The sequence below is a fragment of the Chitinophagaceae bacterium genome, assembly GCA_016699815.1.
Classification (GTDB): Bacteria; Bacteroidota; Bacteroidia; order Chitinophagales; family Chitinophagaceae; genus Ferruginibacter.
This window is the reverse complement of record CP065012.1, coordinates 2,494,106-2,511,972: the sequence shown is the minus strand read 5'-3', so window position 1 is coordinate 2,511,972 and position 17,867 is coordinate 2,494,106. Positions and strand designations below refer to the sequence as shown.

The following is a 17,867-nucleotide window of genomic DNA, read 5'->3' as shown; positions in this document are numbered from 1 at the left end:
CAGCCAATAACACGCAGTTAAGTAATAGAAAAAAGCATACAACTATAGATTGAAGCTTCCCCGTGTTATGTTTTTTTGTAATCATTATTGGCTTGCCAAACAAGTGGGCAAAATTAGTTGAAAAACTCAATAAAATTGTTATTTTTCTCTTAAAGACACTAACAGAAGCTAAATTAAACCAGGTCTGCTTCTTTTTGCCTTTTCAAAATATTTTTTGCAGAAATGGCAATTGGAAAATCAATACAAATAATTAATATTTCCTATTGCAAGCAAGGCACGTTTATCTTCAAAAGTTCCTTGCCTAACCTACATGAAGGCTTTATGGTAAAGTTGATAACCAGCCATGCTTTTATGGTAATCAGTACAGCTTTTAAGTAACTACTTTAGCTCAAAAAAAAAATAGAATACCCATTTATAAAGGAATAATTAAATTTAAAAATCAATTTGTCCCCTTATTTCTCCACCCGGATAAGTAGCCGTATGGATATTTACATAATACATATCCTGCAATAAGCTTGCTTTAATTAAAGCAACATTATCCAACAATACGGTATCGGTAAAAGTGCCTGAGGTTACTTTTGGGATTGCAGCGCTAAAATCATACTTTACTGATGCGTTTACACCCATGGATGCTATACCGTGTATATGCGCCCCCACAGGATTTCCGGATAATTCCATCCAGGTAATGGTAAACCTCAATAAGTTATTGCAGGTATCAAAACTTACGTTCAATTTACCCATAGCAGTAGAAGTATTCGCAGGCACTTCCTGGTTGCCCGCAAGGGGTAAATTATCTTTAACTACATCACATGCAACCGAATCCGGGTCGTCTTTTTTACATCCGATAAAATTTAAAGTACTTAAAAGAATGATGAGTAAAACGCTTTTAATAGATTTCATTATTATTGAATTTACTGCTTAAAATATGCTTCAATTTTAAAATTGAAAAAAAATCATCTTTTAATTTCACCAATTTCTCTTACCATATTTCATTTGCTCATATAACTACTTTAAGCTTATTAAATAATTCATCAAACAATGGATTGAATTCACCTGGTATATTATTTATTGAAATTTTGGTCTTTTTGTTTTCGTTCTCTTTTGAAATAAAATAACTGAAGGCATCTTTGGCTTTTATCAAATTCTTTTTGGGTGAAACAACAATTTTTTTGAGCAATGCTTTATATTCTTTTTCGGAAATATCAAAGTTTATTTCTGCTTTTTTGGTTTTACCCAGCAACCCGCCTGTTTCGGTGAATGTTAATTTCATTAATCAACTATTTTACTTCGGCTGCATCCCAGCCTTTGGTTACTGCTTTTACCTCATTGCTCCCTGCTCCATATAACGTTTTTGCTTTGGCAATGGTAGCTTTTCGTGCATCTTTAAATGTAGCGCTTTTTTTCAATGCTTTTTTATCAGTAAGTGCTGCATACCAAATTGCGCCTGCTTTTTCCCAGGCATTACCCGCCATTTCGTAAGCCGCTACATAAAATGCAAAATTGGGTATGCCACTGTTATAATGTACGCCACCATCATCTCCTGTCATTTTTATATAGTTACTCATTACGGCAGGTTGAGGGTCATCTCCCAGCTCCGGGTGGTTTTTAAATGCAGTACCAGGCGCTTTCATTGAACGCAATGCGTATTTTTTCCCTTTTAATATTTTATCGCTAATTAACCAGTTGGATCGCCTTGCCGAAGTTTTATTTGTCCATTGTTTTACTAATATCCCAAACACATCTGCAAAAGATTCGTTTAATGCTCCACTTTGGTTTTTATAAGTTAGGTTTGCTTCATAGTCAATAATGCCATGGGTAAGTTCGTGAGCAATAATATCCAAATCTCCTGTAAAACTTCCAAAGGTTAAGCCATCACCATCGCCATAGATCATTTGGCTTCCATCCCAAAATGCATTGGCAAATGCTTTTCTCGGGTTTTCCCTGTAGTGAATTGATTGTTGTATTACCATACCCATATTATCTATGGAGTTGCGGTTAAATAATTTTTTATAAACCGACCATGTATTTTCTGCGCCCTTTATGGCTTCTTTTGCAATTTTTTCTTTTGGTTTGGGGGATTGCCCACTTTGCCAAACCATTTCACCAGGCAGGATAGGCAGTTGCCCGGCATCGTATAATTCTATGATCATTTCTTCTGCATCATCGGCATTGTAAACATTGGCCATAAGGGAGCGGCGGGCTTTGCTTAGCCTACTTAGTGCTTTACGTTTATTTCTAAAACGCCTTTCACCACTGCGGTTAGGGTCTATATCTAAATCGGCATCGCCGGCAGGTGAACTGCTAATTTTATCTGAAATATAAGGCGGAATAATGCACTGATATGGTTTGCGGGTGGGTTGGCACATAGTTTTAGTTTTATGGTTTATTAATTAGTAATCGCTCCGTATTTCATTTGTAGTAATTTACAGGATGTGGACACCTCGTTATTGATTTTTTCTTTTTGCAAAATGATTAAAAACAAATTATCAAACTGGGTGGATGGTATTTGGGCAAATGGAGGTGAGCAACCGCAAAGTGAAATTAATTCTGAAACCGTATCAGAATGCCCGGCAACCAAAACAGTTTTTCCTTTACTGTTTTTTAAGATTCGCAGGAGTAGATTTGCATTATTGTCATAAATTATTGTTTGCAAATTTTTTGCTGTAGCCAGGGGCTGCACTGTTTTTTTTGTTCGCTCAAAATTGGTGCTAAAGATGCTGTCAACACCAGCTAAAAGCAATACCCTTTTTAATTCATTGGCTCGGGTAACACCTATAGGTATTAAATCATCCTCCGGCGGATTAGTTCTATCGGCATGGCGCACAATGTAGATGCGGGTTGTTGCTGCAACTTTGCAACCTTCGCCAATTAGTAAAATTGCAGTTAAGAGAATCAAAATGTATTTCATTTTTTTATTTTTTTACATTTATTATTAAGGCAATACCTCCAATTATTTTTTTCGATCGCACATCCCTTTGCACTACATCAAGCCTCAATACATCGCCTTCTCTTGCATTTTCGGGAACGGTTGTCTTTAAGTACATCAGGTGTTGCCCCTGCGGCTGCATCGCCAATGAAAGCGAAGCTGATTTGCCGGCTCCCAAAATCATTTCCTTTAGTTGTAAACCCATGAGGCGTGGTGATTTTTTGAAATTCCGATCTGTCAATATTTTTTCTTCTGTTGGATTATTTAAATCAATTAAATCATCCGTAACCGGTCCATCCATCAATTTTACTTTTTCAATCCCGGTAATAAAAGGTTTTGATTTTTCAATCATTCCGAATATTTTGGGTTGCTCATGTGAAGGCTTCACTTCGTATTATCAATGTCTTTAAACTTTGGTAGTTTATCAAAAATTATTTTTTCAAATTCATTGTCATTTGCCCCGGCAGATTTATCGCCTGCGTAAACCCTGTCGGGTGTTATACGCATATAAGCAGGAAATTTTTATCGGTATCGGCGCCGGATTGCTCCAGTATAATTCCCCTAAAGCCCAGGTTTACCAGCTCGGGAGCAGTAGCATCGGTGTTTTTACGAAATGCTGATTTAACATCTAATTGCTCAAGGATTTTTTTTGCTTCAGTGCCACTTACTTCGAGTGTAGAATTGGGACGGCCGCTAAAAATGTCGAGTGTCATTTTTACTTTCATAAAAAATAGTTTTTAGTACAACAATTGTTATATGTTTAAAATTAAAATAACAAATTTTGCAGGGAAAGGGGTATTAATTACAGTGTAGCTAGTAAAAGCGTAAAACAAAGGGGTTGAATTAAAAATGATGGTCGGATATCCAAAACTATGAATCGCATAATTTGAATGTGAAGGTAAATCGCTTTGCAACATCAACCAATACCTATTTTTGGGTATTTTTACAATTTTGAAAATTTATTGCAGCTTATATCAACTGCGCAATTTTTTTATTGCTTTGTAGTTTTTTTTTAAATAACCTGCTTTAAAATTTAGCAGCATAATTGGCAAAGTGCCGGTTTAATTAATTGAAAAAATGTAAATTTTTTCAAAATTTTGTATACCTGAAGAATTTGCTGAAAGCCAGAATTTATCTGCATTTCAGGCTATTTATTTTTTTGAAAGTACATTTTAAAACTCCCCTATCAGCACCCCCGAAATATTCCATGCGCTAAAGCTTGTACCTTCTGTTTTGCCCAATGGAATAGCAATTTTAAAGGTATGTTTACCAGGGGTAATATTTTTTATTGGGATATAAACCGGGTTGGTAGTAGTACCCGGGCACCAGTTAGATCGGCTTAAATCAGATGAAGAAAGGCCGTCTCCAAAATTTCCGGATGAGGGATTGTACATGCGGTAAGTGGCACAATCTGTTCTCCAGGGTATAAAGCTGTATATTTTTTCTCCATCCAAAAATATTTCATTGTCTTTTTTATTAAACTCATCGCCTCCACCCCAGCCTCCATGGCCTGTGGAGATATAGCGCAATGTTAAACTTTTTAAATGTTCAGGAATATTTACGGTAACGGTTAAAGAATCATTATCAAACATGGTAGCATAGGTTTGGCCTGCCATTTCCAAAATATTAAGGGTATTAAAAATGGAAGCTACCCAACTATTTTTGGGTTTACTTTCCTTATCGGGATAATAATTGAAGTTAAGATTGATGGTATGCCCACCCCGGTCGTAATTACCAATAAATACCCCAATCCAAACTTCACCTTGCATCGCCGGCAACAAATCGGTAATATCCTGTTTGTAATTAACAGAATCTGCCCAATGGTATCCTTCTATCTTTACATTGTTATTAAACGCCCTTACACCAAATGGAGTGAAGAAGCGCATCAATTCCAATGCAGGCAAATAATTATCTGTTGCTACTACGCCCTGGTATTCTTTACCATTTTTATCTTTATATACAGGCAATTCCTTAATTCCTTTTTGTATTCCATCTAAGAAAGAATTTTTTTTATCCATAGGAATTATAAAAACCGTTCCGGTACGGTCGTATGCATCGCCATTAGAATATTGGGTAAGGTTGGCAAACACATTATAGTTTTCTTTTGCTGGCAGTTTAATTTTTTTCATCACAATAGTTCCGCCTGCATACCGGTACGTAACATTTTCTAAATTTTCGGAAGGGTTAACAATAGAATCGGTAAAATTAATTTGTTGCTGATGAAACACAGGAATGGTGAGAAACCGGCTGTCAATTTCTTTACGCCGGTAAGTTGCATCGGCTACAAGTATACCTCTATCCTCGGGTAATTTACACTCGAAATCAGCTATATCTTTTAATTCTACTTTTGTGGCATAGGTTTCAAAATTGCCGTTGCGTACCATTTTTAATATAAGGCCAAGGCCGGGTGCAATTCCCAATGATGGTGTTCCTTTTATACTTAATTCGTTCGTAAACCATATTTCAATTGTATTTGACCGGATAAAAACTTTTGCCTTTTGGCATTTGTATCCCAATATTGTTTCCGTTTCTCCTGTTAAATTCGCTTTTTCGTAATTTGAAAAGGGCGTTATTAATGTGTATCGGTTCCCTTCTTTGTTGTTAAGCATTTGCAGGGTTTCCTGTTGCTGATAATCAATAAACGGACCTACCTGTTCTTTGGGATTGTTCCCGGAAAACAAACAGGCAATATTATTTTTAAAAACTAATTTCAGCAATCTTTCTTTAACCTCTTTACCATTATTTTTAAATGCATAAGTAACCATTCCTTCGTTAAGAGGTTGTGGCTTTTTATTTTTTTGGGCCCATACATTTACTTTAAAAAATGCAGTTGACAGGCAAATAAGAAAACAAATTTTTGAAAACATATTGCAATAAATTTATGCGAATGATATTTATTGCAAAGTAAGATTTTAATACCTGAAATTGATCACTTACTCTTTAAATTATAAAAGTGGATTGAGTAATCCTAACAACTATTTAATTTTAGCTTAATGCGCAAACAAAAAAGGATTGTAAAACTAAGGATAGCCTTACAATCCAATAATATTAAGCGATTCAAAATTGTTGAAAAACAGAAACAGTTTCTTTATTGAATCACGGCATTTATTTTTGCCCACATTTCATTGTCAAACCCGGATACCGCAAAAGTAGGATTTGCAGGATCGGATGCATCGCCCATTCTTATAACCACCATATTTTTACTGGGAATTACATACGCACGCTGGTCACTTGCACCCATAGCTGCAAACATGTCGGCGGGTGCATTGGGCACCAGTGGGCCCGGAAAAACAATTTGGGCACCGGGAATCATAAAATTACTTTTGCCATTGAGCCACCATAAATAGCCGTAAGATGGATTAATACTTTGAGAACTGTTTGTACTTTCTGTAAAATAAGCTTCATTTATTACCTGCTCATTTTTCCATTTTCCTTTATTAAGCGCAAGCAGGCCATAGCGGGCCATACTACGAGTATTGCTATAATATATTTTAAAAATAACTCCATAATTCCATAAGCCATCCATACCAATTTTACTTTTTAAATTTGTGCTAAAAAAGTTGTCATAAGTTTGGTTGCTTGCTGCGGCTACAACATCCATCAAAAGTTGAAATACATTGCTGTACGACCAACGGGTACCTGCATCTGCTACATAAGTAAGATTGGCCGGTATAACCAGGTTGCTGGTATCATTTAGCCCTGAGGTCATGCTCAGCAAGTTTTTTATGGTAATTAAATTTTCCTTATCCTGTGGTTCGCTTGACCATCCGGCACCTAAATAAGTAGAAACTTTATCATTTATATTTAAATATCCTTTTTGCTGTGCAATACCCACGGCAGCAGATACCAAAGATTTACCTGCGCTGTTCCACTCCCAGGGCGCAGTAGAGTTGTGGCCATTAAAATATTCTTCCATTACAATACGGCCATTTACTAAAATCATAAACGATTTTGTATGCTTTGCGTTCAGGTAATCTTTTAGAGGCTGTACGGCGCCTTGGTTCCAACCCAAAGTAGCCATTGAGGCTCTTTCCCAGGAGGTATCGGTATTAGAAGGAAAGTACATGGAATTATCCGGGGTAGGTTGTACATCGTTTTGTTTACTGCATGAAAAACAAACAGCAACAAACATTAAATAAATGAAATATTTCATAAGCTGCATATAATATTTGTTTTTAGACTGTATTGTTTACTAAAAGATTAATGAGCATTAATTTTTTTTAAAATTAAGCATATAGATAAATACAGGTTAGTATTTAACGAAAAATTCTATGTGGTAGTATTTTTGTACAAAAACTGTTCAATCATTTACATTTTGCTGTACTTATTCCTGTATTCAATAGGGGTAAGCCCGGTTATTTTTTTAAACAAATCCCTAAAGGCTTTGGTATCGGTATAGCCTACTTCGTACATAATATCGTTTACGTTTTTACGGTTGTTTTCAAACTGGCGTTTGGCTGCTTCGATTTTTATGCGCTGGATATATTCTAAAACAGAATGATGGGTAGCATCTTTAAAACGGCGTTCAAATGTACGGCGGCCAAGGGTAGTTACTGTTGCCAGCACATTAGTAGTTATTTTTTCGTGAATATTATTTTCGATATACTCCTGGGCTTTTAATATTTCTTTATCGCTATGATGTTTTTGCCCGGTAAACATAGCAAAGGCTGATTGGCTGCTCCGGTCTATATCTATGGCAAAATATTTTGAGGCAAGCACTGCGGTTTCCCTGTCGGTAAATTTTTCTAAAAGATACAAAAGCAGGTTCCATAAAGAATTGGCGCCACCGCTGCTGTACACGCTGCCCTGCTCTGTAATTATAGAACCATCTACTATTTCTACCTTGGGATAGGTTTCTTTAAACTCGCCGCAATAGGCCCAGTGCGTGGAGCATTTTTTACCATCTACCAATCCGGTAGCGCCCAGCAAAAATGCGCCTATACAAAGGCTGGCTACCTCCGCTCCTTTTTTATGCATTTGTTGCAGCCAGGGAATGGCTTTGGCATTGCGGCTTACCGCCGTTTTCATATTACCATACAATGCCGGTATAAATATTAAATCGGTTTTTTTTATTTCATCAATCAGTTTGTCAACCTTTATGCTGTATTCCCCATCATTGGCTTTTATACTTTTGTGCAAACCCACATATTCCACTTCAAACTTTGGTTTTTTGCCAGCCGCAGCTAAAAAATCGTTAGCGGTTTTAAACAACCGGTATGCCGGTGAAATGGCTTCTATTACTGCATGTTGCGGAACGTAAACGGAAATACGCATAAAATTATTTGGCCTGTAAAGGTAATCCTATTTGTCATAAATCCCCCTTAAAACTGTCATATCTGACATCTTATTATTTCCAAAATACATAGCATCTTTGTATAGCAAAACATTTCTTAACGCTAAATTCTAAAAAATGTCAACAAATACAATTCAACTTCACCGGGTATTAACAGCGCCGCCCGAAAAATTATTTAAAGCATTTACCGATGCTGATGCTTATGCATCCTGGCTTCCACCTTATGGTTATGTAGCCAAAATATTTGAAATGGATGTAAAAGTGGGCGGAAAATACCACATGTCTTTTACCAATTTCGGTACGGGTAATGGCCATTCATTTGGCGGCGAGTTTTTAGAAATTAAATCCAATGAATTAATAAAATACAGCGACCGGTTTGACGACCCCAAACTGCCTGGTGAAATGACAACCACCATTCAATTTAAAAAAGTATCCTGCGGTACAGAGTTGACTATTACACAAGAAGGAGTGCCCTCTGTAATACCCCAAGAAATGTGTTACCTGGGATGGCAGGAGTCGCTGGATAAATTAAAAAAATTGGTGGAACCTATAATTCCTGATGGCGTATAAACCAAAAATTCAAAATTATTAGTTTTAAATTCTAAATTCTATAACAATGTCAAAGCAAGTATTTATCAATCTCCCGGTAAAAGATTTACAAAAATCTATGGCTTTTTACGAAGCCATGGGCTTTACCAATAACCCACAATTTACTGATGAAACAGCAGCCTGCATGGTATGGAGCGACAATATTTTTGTTATGCTGCTTACGCATGAAAAGTTCAAACATTTTATTGGCAAAAGCATAATTGATGGGGAAAAAACAGTTGGCGTAATAAATGCACTTTCGGTAGAAAACACTACTGAAGTAAATGCTTTTATGAAAAGAGCAATAGCAGCCGGCGGCAATGAATATGCCGAGGCAAAAGACTTTGGATTTATGCTGCAACGCAGTGTGGAAGATTTGGATGGCAATAACTGGGAAGTGTTTTATATGGATATGAGTAAATTCCCAAAACAATAACTGCACATTCACCATTAATCATTATTAAAATGGCAACACAAAAATTTATGCCCTGTTTATGGGTAGAAAAAGACGCAAAAAAAGTAGCGAATTATTATTTATCTATTTTTAAAACCGGTAAACTAAAATCGTACAAGGCTTACAAAAACGTTAATGGCCCCAATACTTTTTTTGATATGGCTGTAATGAACTTACAGGGCATGGATTTTCAGATACTTGCCGCAGGCCCAATGTTCAAATTCACTGAGGCTGTATCATTTGTTATAACCTGTAAAAACCAGAAAGAAGTGGATTATTACTGGAAAGCCCTCAGCAATAAAGGCGGTAGCGAAGGACCCTGTGGCTGGTGCAAGGATAAATACGGGCTTTCCTGGCAGGTAGTGCCAGCGCAGTATTTTAAACTGGAAAATCACAAAAACAAAGCAAAGCAGGAATATGCATTCAAAGCAGTAATGAAGATGAAAAAAATAATTATTGCAGATTTAGAAGAAAAAAAATAACCGCTTGCATCCTTTCATTTATGAAAACAATCCATTCCTATCTCACATTCAATGGCAATTGCAGGGAAGCCATGACATTTTACCAAAAATGCCTTGGCGGGGAACTAAGTTTTCAAACAATTGGCGAATCAGCGCTATCCGGAAAAATGCCTGCGAAAATGAAAAAATGTATCCTCCATTCCGAGTTGCGAAATGGTAAGATTGTATTGTTTGGTTCCGATATAGTTTCGGGAAAAAAGTTATTGAAGGGAAATGCAGTATCTCTTGCGCTTATTTGTAAGAGCGAAAAAGACATAAGGAGATATTACACTAATCTTTCCCGTGACGGTGAGGAAACATTTTCTTTGCAAGAAAATTTTTTAAGTACAATTTGTGGAGAACTAACGGATAAATTTGGGAACAATTGGATATTATATTTACAACATAAATAAACTCAAAAATGAAAAAGAATAAAATTATTTTTTGGATTGCAACCAGCATCATCTTTTTATGGGAAGGGTTGATGCCGCTGGGCACGCTATTATTTGCGCCTGAATATGCAACTGCAGGCACAAAACCCCTGGGCTACCCGGATTATTTTGCCTATGCCTTAATTATTTGCAAACTACTTGGCGCTACCGCAATTATGCTCCCAAAATTACCGGCAACATTAAAAGAGTGGGCTTATGCAGGCCTGGCCTTTAATTTAATTTTTGCCACTTACAGCCATATCCTGGTGGATAAAAATATCGGATTTATACTGATGCCTATTATTGTAGGGGCAATACTTGCGGTATCGTATTGTTATAAAAATAAAATAAACTCCCTTCGCTAACATTGGTTTAAAAAAGATTGGCGAAAACTAAATAATGTTTGGTTACCAGCCAATTTCTTTTTTCATCAGTGTTTCTTCAAATCCAATGGAAAAATAATAGCAAGTAACCTCTTTTATTTTTAGCCATCCGTGCCTTAAATAGTATGCAAGGGCTTGTGGAGATGCGTATAATTGCAACTCATTAATACCCTGGCTTTGGGCAAATTTTTCAATAAATTCCAATAGCAATTTGCCTATTCCCCTTTTTTGAAATTGCAGGCTGGTATAAAACCCCACTACCTGGTTTTTATCCAAAGCTATGCAACCCACAATTTCATTATCTAAAGTTGCACAAAAAATATTTTGGGTTGCAACTTTAGCCTGCATCTCGGTAGCGGAATAAAATTTTACAAATGCATCCATTTGTTCATCATTGTAGTAAGGCAATAAAAGCACTGCTGCATTTTCACAAATTAACTTACTGAGGGCGCCTGCATCATTTTTAGATGACCGCCTTATTATATATTCTTGCATCATAGTTACTGCATTGTAATAAAATTTACTGGCGTATACCTGGTATTTTTTGGGCCTTGATATCCCTTTTTTGCCAGGCCCTATTTTAAAACTTAAATGGGCTTTGTTTTAAAAAATTATTTCCCTTTTAATTTCCTTGCTACTTCCTGCTTTCGCAGGCGGGATACCGGTAAAAGGGTTTTATCTTTCAGCAACACGGAACCATCATTATTAAAACCATCAATAAAAGAACGGTTTACCAGGTGCGATTTATGGATACGTATAAAAGTAGATTTTATCAAAATATCTTCATACTCCTTTAGAGTTTTAGCGCTAACATATCGCCTGTTCTGAGTTAAAAAAAAATTGCTGTAATTACTATCCCCTTCCAGGCGTATGATTTCTGAATGTGAAAAAAACACAGTGCCGGATATTGTTGGAATGGCCAATTTATAATCTGCTTCGTTCTTCTTTTCCAGGTTTGCCATTAAATTGTTAAGCAAACCCTCCGTTTGCAACTGCTGGTTTCTTTTTTGAAGAAAGCGGCTTACCGCTGCTTTTAACTCTTCGGCATTTATGGGTTTTAAAATATAATCCAATGCACTGAAGCGGATGGCCCTAATGGCGTATTCATTAAAAGCTGTGGTGAAAATAATTTCGAACCCAATATTTTTTACTTCACCTAAAAACTCAAAACCATTTTTTTCGGGCATTACAATATCCAGGAAAACTAATTGGGGTTGAAACTGATTTATGAGAGAATGGGCCTCACTCAATTTTGTGGCAATACGCAGGTCGGTAATTTCGGGCACATGCCTTTCTATCATCAGTTGTAATACGTTGGCAGCTGAAGCTTCATCGTCTATAATAAGCGCTTTAATCACCCCCTGAAATTAATAAAAAACTTCCAATAAATTTAAATATTGGTTGTTGCTACAGGTATAGTGAGTGTTACTGTGGTACCCATTGCCTGTCCGTTGGCATCGAAATTATCTTCAAAATGAAAAAAGTCAAATGCAGGTTTCCCGGTAATGAGTTGCAATCTTTCTTCAACTAATTTTAACCCTTTAGAAATATGGGGCAGCAATTTTTCCTGTCGTAATTTTAATTCATTTGCCTTTTGCCTGCCAATTCCGTTATCGGTAATTATTATATTAAGGGTATCAAACTCCGGCAAATAAATTTCTATTTTGAGAGATTTATCCCCCATTTTAGGGGCCAGCCCATGTTTTAGTGCGTTTTCTACAAATGGTTGTATGAGCATACCGGGAATATTTATGGCATCTACTTCCAAATCAGTTTCCTTTTGAATGAAATAGCTAAACTCTTTGCCAAGCCTTAGTTTCTCAATTTCAAGATAAAGTTCCAGCTGCAGCAATTCTTCTTCGAGGGTTAAAAAACTTTGTTGCGATGAATGAAGCACATTTCTCAAAAGAGTGGAAAATTTTGAAATATAAAGGTTTGCATTTTCTATATCATTGGTTAAGGTAAACTGTTGAATGCTGTTCATTGCATTAAAAAGAAAATGTGGGTTCATTTGTGCCCTCAGGGCAGTTAGCTGGGAGGTAGCCAGGTCTTTACTCAATTTCAGCACTTCTATTTCCTTTTTCCGGGTTTGTTCCTGTGCTTCAATTCTATCAATTTTATCGGCAAGCATAGAGGCAATAGTGATAAGGATTTGTAAATGCCGTTCGGTGTAAAAATTTTTTTCAGAATGTTCTGCATTTATGGCCCCGATAGCTTCGTTGTTTAATATAATTGGCACGCACAATTCACTTAACCGGATTATTTCATCAGCGGTAAAATATCTTTTATCTGTTGAAGTGTCGTTGGCCAGGATATACTGTTTACTTTCAACTGCAGCTCCCACAATCCCTTTGCCACGGGGAACATGGTAAATATTTTTTTCTAATTTTTCCTGCATAGATCCCTTTTTGCCATACCCTGCTTTTTGCTCCAACACGGTTTTATCTTCATTCCACAGATAAATCATACAATCTTCAAAACCCAATTTACCTATCAGGTTTTTTGATACTTCCCACAGCAGGTCTTCGATAGAGTTATGTGATGAAATGGCTGTTGCAAAAAAACCAACTATTCTCTCTACCTCCAACTGGTACTGGTAACTGCTTGTTTTTAAAGTAAGAATTTCTATTTCCTTTTTTTGAGCAAATTGTTCTGCTTCAATTCTTGTAATCCTGTTGGCCAGTAAAGAAGCAATAGTTGTTAGCACCTGCAGGTGTTTTTCTGTATAAAAATTTTTTTTGGAATTTTCGCAGTCAATAATGCCCAGTACATCCTCTGCAATGCTGATGGGTACGGATATTTCAGATAATCGGTTATCATCATCAACTATATATCTTTTATCAAGGGAGGTATCATTTACAATTTCTGCTTTATTACTTAGGGCCACTGAGCCAACTATACCTTTTCCAAATGGGATTTTTATGGGGTTGGTAATTTTATTTTCTTCAGTTGTTTTTGGCCCCCAGGCTGCTTTCTGCACCAATAATTTCTGATCTTTATCTATAAGATATATCACACAATCTTCAAACCCCAGCTTTGAAATACAGTTTTTAGCTACATCCCATAATAAATCATCTACAGTGGTTTTATTGCTGATGGAAGTTGCAAAATAATTTATTACCTGTTCTGTTTCCAGTTTTACCTGGTAGCTGGCTGCCTTTATTTTCTGCAGCTCTGTTTTTTCAGCCTCACTTTTTTTAATAAAACCAATCCTCCTTCTTATAAAAAAAGTAGTGGATGCAGCAATGGTTATAAAAAGAAATAATAGAAACCACCATGTTTTATAAAAAGGTGGATTTATTACAAATGAATAAGGGGCTTTCAGGGCATACCAGTCTTTGCCATTGAGCGAGGCCGCCGCATGAAAGCTATAACTGCCCGGTTGCAATGAGTTGAAACGTACCGATGAAGAATTCCCTAGGCTTACCCAATCTCCTACTAATTTGTACCTGTACTGTATTTTTTCTGGATTATATAACCAGGGGCTTACAAAATCAAATACAATGTTATTTTGACTATGCGGCAGATTTCGTAGAGAATGTCTAAGTAGGAAAGAAGAATCATCCTGGTTGATGGTAACATTTAAAAGCTGTACCTGCAATGAATCGTTTTGAACCGGAATTTTTTCGGGCACAAAATAATTGATACCGCCCAGGCTGCCGAAGTAAACCGTACCATCACTGCCCCGGTAATTGTTGCTTAGGCTTACATAAAAATCCTGGATATTATTACTCTGGTCAAATTTTTCTGAATTGTTTTTTTCAGGTATGTACCGGTACATACCTTCATCATGGCACATCCATATATGCCCCAGCGAGTCTTTAAATAAATTGGAGAAGTGCTGGTTTTTAAGCTCCGGGAAAATGGGCTTTATACCCAATTTTTTTTGTGGCTGCAATTTTATTTCATACAAGCTTTTCGCAGCCACCCAAAATGTACTGTCATCTTTTTGCACAATGGCATTAAACCATTTACCCAGCACTTTATCATTTAACAAATACAAGGGCTTATACTCTTTGTCCACAACTATAATGGCAGCCGAACCCAATATCCATATCCGGCCTTGTTCATCTTCAAAAGCTTTGCGGCCCACTCCGGTAAACTCCGGTATTATTATTGGCCGTATATAAAAGGTTTCCTTATCCAGCAGCCACAGGTTGTTACTGAGTATTAAAAAATTTCCATTGCGTAGCTGTAGCATGTTCCGGTTAAACTCACCATGGAATTTTTTTTGTAAACTATCTTTTTCAAATTTTGGGCGGCTAAAGGTTTGCGCTACGGGGTCAAAAAGCCAAAAGCCTTTTTCGCTTTGGCCAATAATGATTTTATTATTGCTGAAGCCAATAGATTTTACCGATGCGTAATTCAAATAGTTATTGGCAGTATAATTTGGCAACCATGTGGTTACAAACCCGTTTGTTTTATCCCAATTACAAAAACCATTAGCGGTGCTAAACCAAATATTTCCTTTACTATCTTCTGTTAAATTTCGAATATCATTATCCCATTGGCTGTTGCTGGTACCACCGCCGCTACGCAACAGCCCCATATTTGCAGTAGCAGGGTTCACAAAAAAAAGGCCCGCTTCATTGTTGAACCATACAGTACCATTTTTTTCTTTAAAAAAATTATTACGGGTCAGTAATGGCTTGCCGGTAAGCAACCGTCCGTTATTAAAAAAATTAATTTTTTTGAACTTAGTGGTATTGGTATTGTAAGTATAAAAGCCTTTATCGTTCACCATTACAAAAAATTCACCCGGTCGGTTTTCAAAGGCGGCAGTAATAAAAAAATTGTTACCGGTAACCGGTTCATTAAACTGTGCTTTGCTGAATGGCGCTATTTTTTTCGTTTTGAAAGAGGCAAGTACTGTACTGCCAATGCCCTGCCGCACCCAAACATTGTTGGCATCAAGTGGCATTAAAAAGCTGGGCTGCTGTACATGCACTGAATCTTGTGCTTTAGTTGCAGTGTTGTACCTAAGGATAGTTGTGTTACTAAGCCGGAAAAAAATATAGTCGCCGTAGGATTGTAAAAATGGAAAGTTGCCGCCCATTTTAAATGAGAGAGCTCCAATTGTTTCCATTTTATCTGTAGCACTGTTCCATCGCAAAATACCTTCGGTGCTAAGCAGGTATAATTTTTTTTTGGGGCCAGCAAGCAGTCTCAGGTATTTATTTAGTTTACTACTATAGTTGGCCAATTTTTCAAAGCCTGTAAAATCATTTTTATACCTGTAAATATTTTGCCGGGTAAGTAGCCAAATGGTTCCTTTATCATCCTGCTCTATACCAATGCAGGCATCATCAAAAGAAAACGACAAAATACTTTTACCATCAAAACGCTGAACTTTTGTGGGTGAAAGCAACCATAAAAACCCTTTTTCATCCCTCATCATTTCATCTACCTGGCTGGGTTGCATAAGCCCGCTTTTAACCGGTAGCTTTTGCACATGATAATCGGGTAATTGGCCTAATAACTGGCCAGAAAAAGTTAAGCAGCAAATGTATAGTAGTGCAAGGGTTTTCAATATACTAATATAAGATTTTTTTTTCCTCAAATTGTTTTCCAATTCAGGTTGCCCAATATAAATTCATTATTAAAGAGCTAATGTGAAGTATTATCCTGGAGCATTTTTTTAACCGTTGCCATTAACTCGTATAATTGTTTTTGCTGGGTTTCTACTAATGTTTGCTGAAGCTTCATATTTATTTCAAATTCTTTGAGACGGGCAAGAAGGTTTGCATTTTCTTTCTCCAACGCTTCAATCTTCTGCGTTCTTTTTTCCAATGCCTGTATGGCAATAAAACTTACGCCGGCAAAATCGGCGGAGTTAATAGTGGTATCATTGCCAATGGTTCCATATTCATCTTTTCCAAAAGCAGCATAAAAATCCTGCGCCATGGGGCCGTAGTGGCGGAATGTTTTTGGGTCTTGTGTTTTGTAATTCCAACTTGTGAGGTGGAAGCTGCTTATCTTTTTCAAAAAATCTTCTCCGTTTATTGCTGCAAAATTTTCTTTGGTATGTACATCGCTACTGGTACTCCAGGCATTGGCTCCTGCTGCTAATAAACAATTGCTGGTATAATCACTACTGGTGTAAAAGCGGTAACCTCCGGCAAATCTTGCACGAAAATTATTGGGGCTAAGGGAAGTCATAACAACCGGTGTAGAAGCATCTCCAATAACAAAAGAACCTTCTTTAAAATTTGTGGAAACATAGGCTCCGAGAGCAGTAGAATAATCTCCACTTGCTGTTGTATTAATTCCTATAGCTGTGGAAGCATAGCCGCTAGCTGTTGTAGCAACACCAATTGCTGTAGAAGAACCTCCGCTGGCAGTTGAAACTATTCCCATTGCGGTGGAATAATCTCCACTGGATATTGTTCGAAACCCGCTTGCAAATGAGACAGACCCGCTTGCTAAACTGCTATCACCGCTTGCAGTGGCTGCATATCCTGTAGCATCTGTATATTTTCCCATGGCGGTTGAATTTTCTCCACTGGCATTTGTTTGTCTTCCCAATGCTATGGAATAATTTCCGTAACCAACTGTATTATATCCAAATGCTGTTGAATAATCACCCCTTGCAAATGATAACCTTCCCATTGCTGTTGAATAATTCCCGATGGCATTTGTACCAAACCCACTCGCAAATGAAACTGCCCCACTGGCTAAGCTGCTATCGCCCATTGCAGTAGCGGCATATCCTGTAGCATCTGTATATTTTCCCATAGCCGTTGAATTATGGCCACTAGCTATTGTAAAACTTCCCATTGCTGTTGAGGAACTTCCGCTGGCGGTTGTAATATTCCCCATAGCAGTTGATGAACTGCCCTCGGCAGATGTACTTGTTCCTAAAGCCGTTGAAGCAAAACCGCTGGCATTTGTATTATATCCCATAGCTGTTGAATAAGTTCCGCCGGTAGTTGTTTGAAATCCCATGGCTGTAGAGATTGCTCCGCTGGCAGTTGTATTAAACCCGGTAGCAAAAGAATATACTCCAATATTATCCTTATCCCAATTGATTCCACTGATATATCCGGCACGAAAAGCAGCTTTGTCTGCATACCACATCATTCTTCTTCCGCCACCTTGTAAAGGAGGATTGCCGGGTGTTGGCGGAATGCCGCCACTTGCGCTAAATACCACACTGCTGTCTGCTACATGCAGACGGGCAGCAGGGGCAGTAGTGCCAATACCAACATTTTGTGCAGTAAGGGCAGTTGTGAAAATGATGCCTGCTATGGTTGTTATTATTTTTTTCATCGCAAAAAAATTTATCCATTAAT

At 37.2% G+C, this 17,867-nt stretch carries 18 protein-coding genes; 5 read left to right on the top strand and 13 right to left on the bottom strand.

Annotated features, from left to right (window positions below; translation table 11 throughout):
- Positions 1-432: 432 nt before the first annotated feature.
- From IPO46_11190 to IPO46_11150, 9 genes are all read right to left on the bottom strand, one after another.
- Entirely contained in the window at positions 433-900 is a 468-nt protein-coding gene (locus IPO46_11190; protein ID QQS62641.1) for a CHRD domain-containing protein, read from the bottom strand.
- Positions 901-997: 97 nt separating this feature from the next.
- Entirely contained in the window at positions 998-1,270 is a 273-nt protein-coding gene (locus IPO46_11185; protein ID QQS62640.1) for a hypothetical protein, read from the bottom strand.
- Positions 1,271-1,277: 7 nt separating this feature from the next.
- Positions 1,278-2,366: a M4 family metallopeptidase gene (locus tag IPO46_11180; GenBank protein QQS62639.1), complete on the bottom strand. Its 1,089-nt coding sequence runs from the start codon at positions 2,364-2,366 to the stop codon at positions 1,278-1,280.
- A gap of 20 nt (positions 2,367-2,386) precedes the next feature.
- Positions 2,387-2,908 (bottom strand): histidine phosphatase family protein, encoded by a 522-nt coding sequence (locus IPO46_11175; GenBank protein ID QQS62638.1) that lies wholly within the window; start codon positions 2,906-2,908, stop codon positions 2,387-2,389.
- Between the two features lie 4 nt (positions 2,909-2,912).
- Positions 2,913-3,278, bottom strand: coding sequence for a hypothetical protein (locus tag IPO46_11170; protein ID QQS62637.1), 366 nt, complete (start codon positions 3,276-3,278; stop codon positions 2,913-2,915).
- Between the two features lie 145 nt (positions 3,279-3,423).
- Positions 3,424-3,651: a hypothetical protein gene (locus IPO46_11165; protein QQS62636.1), complete on the bottom strand. Its 228-nt coding sequence runs from the start codon at positions 3,649-3,651 to the stop codon at positions 3,424-3,426.
- A 447-nt stretch (positions 3,652-4,098) separates the two neighbouring features.
- A complete protein-coding gene (locus IPO46_11160; protein QQS62635.1) occupies positions 4,099-5,793 on the bottom strand; it encodes a DUF4412 domain-containing protein in 1,695 nt (564 codons plus the stop codon).
- Between the two features lie 221 nt (positions 5,794-6,014).
- Positions 6,015-7,079, bottom strand: a complete 1,065-nt coding sequence (locus tag IPO46_11155; protein ID QQS62634.1) for a serine hydrolase — start codon at positions 7,077-7,079, stop codon at positions 6,015-6,017.
- A gap of 155 nt (positions 7,080-7,234) precedes the next feature.
- Positions 7,235-8,200 (bottom strand): helix-turn-helix domain-containing protein, encoded by a 966-nt coding sequence (locus IPO46_11150; protein ID QQS62633.1) that lies wholly within the window; start codon positions 8,198-8,200, stop codon positions 7,235-7,237.
- A gap of 136 nt (positions 8,201-8,336) precedes the next feature.
- On the opposite strand from IPO46_11150, the gene IPO46_11145 reads away from it, so the two are divergent.
- Genes IPO46_11145 through IPO46_11125 form a run of 5 tightly spaced genes read left to right on the top strand, consistent with a single transcriptional unit; the run spans position 8,337 to position 10,557 of the window.
- A complete protein-coding gene (locus IPO46_11145) occupies positions 8,337-8,789 on the top strand; it encodes an SRPBCC family protein (protein ID QQS62632.1) in 453 nt (150 codons plus the stop codon).
- A gap of 46 nt (positions 8,790-8,835) precedes the next feature.
- Entirely contained in the window at positions 8,836-9,243 is a 408-nt protein-coding gene (locus IPO46_11140) for a glyoxalase/bleomycin resistance/extradiol dioxygenase family protein (GenBank protein ID QQS62631.1), read from the top strand.
- Between the two features lie 29 nt (positions 9,244-9,272).
- Entirely contained in the window at positions 9,273-9,743 is a 471-nt protein-coding gene (locus IPO46_11135) for a VOC family protein (protein QQS62630.1), read from the top strand.
- A gap of 20 nt (positions 9,744-9,763) precedes the next feature.
- Entirely contained in the window at positions 9,764-10,174 is a 411-nt protein-coding gene (locus IPO46_11130) for a VOC family protein (GenBank protein QQS62629.1), read from the top strand.
- 8 nt (positions 10,175-10,182) lie between these two features.
- Positions 10,183-10,557: a DoxX family protein gene (locus tag IPO46_11125; protein QQS62628.1), complete on the top strand. Its 375-nt coding sequence runs from the start codon at positions 10,183-10,185 to the stop codon at positions 10,555-10,557.
- A 42-nt stretch (positions 10,558-10,599) separates the two neighbouring features.
- Here the strand turns inward: IPO46_11125 and IPO46_11120 are convergent, their stop codons facing one another.
- The 4 genes from IPO46_11120 to IPO46_11105 form a co-directional block, all read right to left on the bottom strand.
- Positions 10,600-11,073 carry a GNAT family N-acetyltransferase gene (locus tag IPO46_11120; GenBank protein QQS62627.1) on the bottom strand — a complete coding sequence of 158 codons (474 nt, stop codon included), beginning with the start codon at positions 11,071-11,073 and terminating at the stop codon, positions 10,600-10,602.
- 113 nt (positions 11,074-11,186) lie between these two features.
- A complete protein-coding gene (locus IPO46_11115; protein ID QQS62626.1) occupies positions 11,187-11,933 on the bottom strand; it encodes a response regulator transcription factor in 747 nt (248 codons plus the stop codon).
- Between the two features lie 32 nt (positions 11,934-11,965).
- Positions 11,966-16,105: a GAF domain-containing protein gene (locus IPO46_11110; GenBank protein ID QQS62625.1), complete on the bottom strand. Its 4,140-nt coding sequence runs from the start codon at positions 16,103-16,105 to the stop codon at positions 11,966-11,968.
- Positions 16,106-16,182: 77 nt separating this feature from the next.
- Positions 16,183-17,844: a tail fiber domain-containing protein gene (locus IPO46_11105; GenBank protein ID QQS62624.1), complete on the bottom strand. Its 1,662-nt coding sequence runs from the start codon at positions 17,842-17,844 to the stop codon at positions 16,183-16,185.
- Positions 17,845-17,867 lie beyond the last annotated feature (23 nt).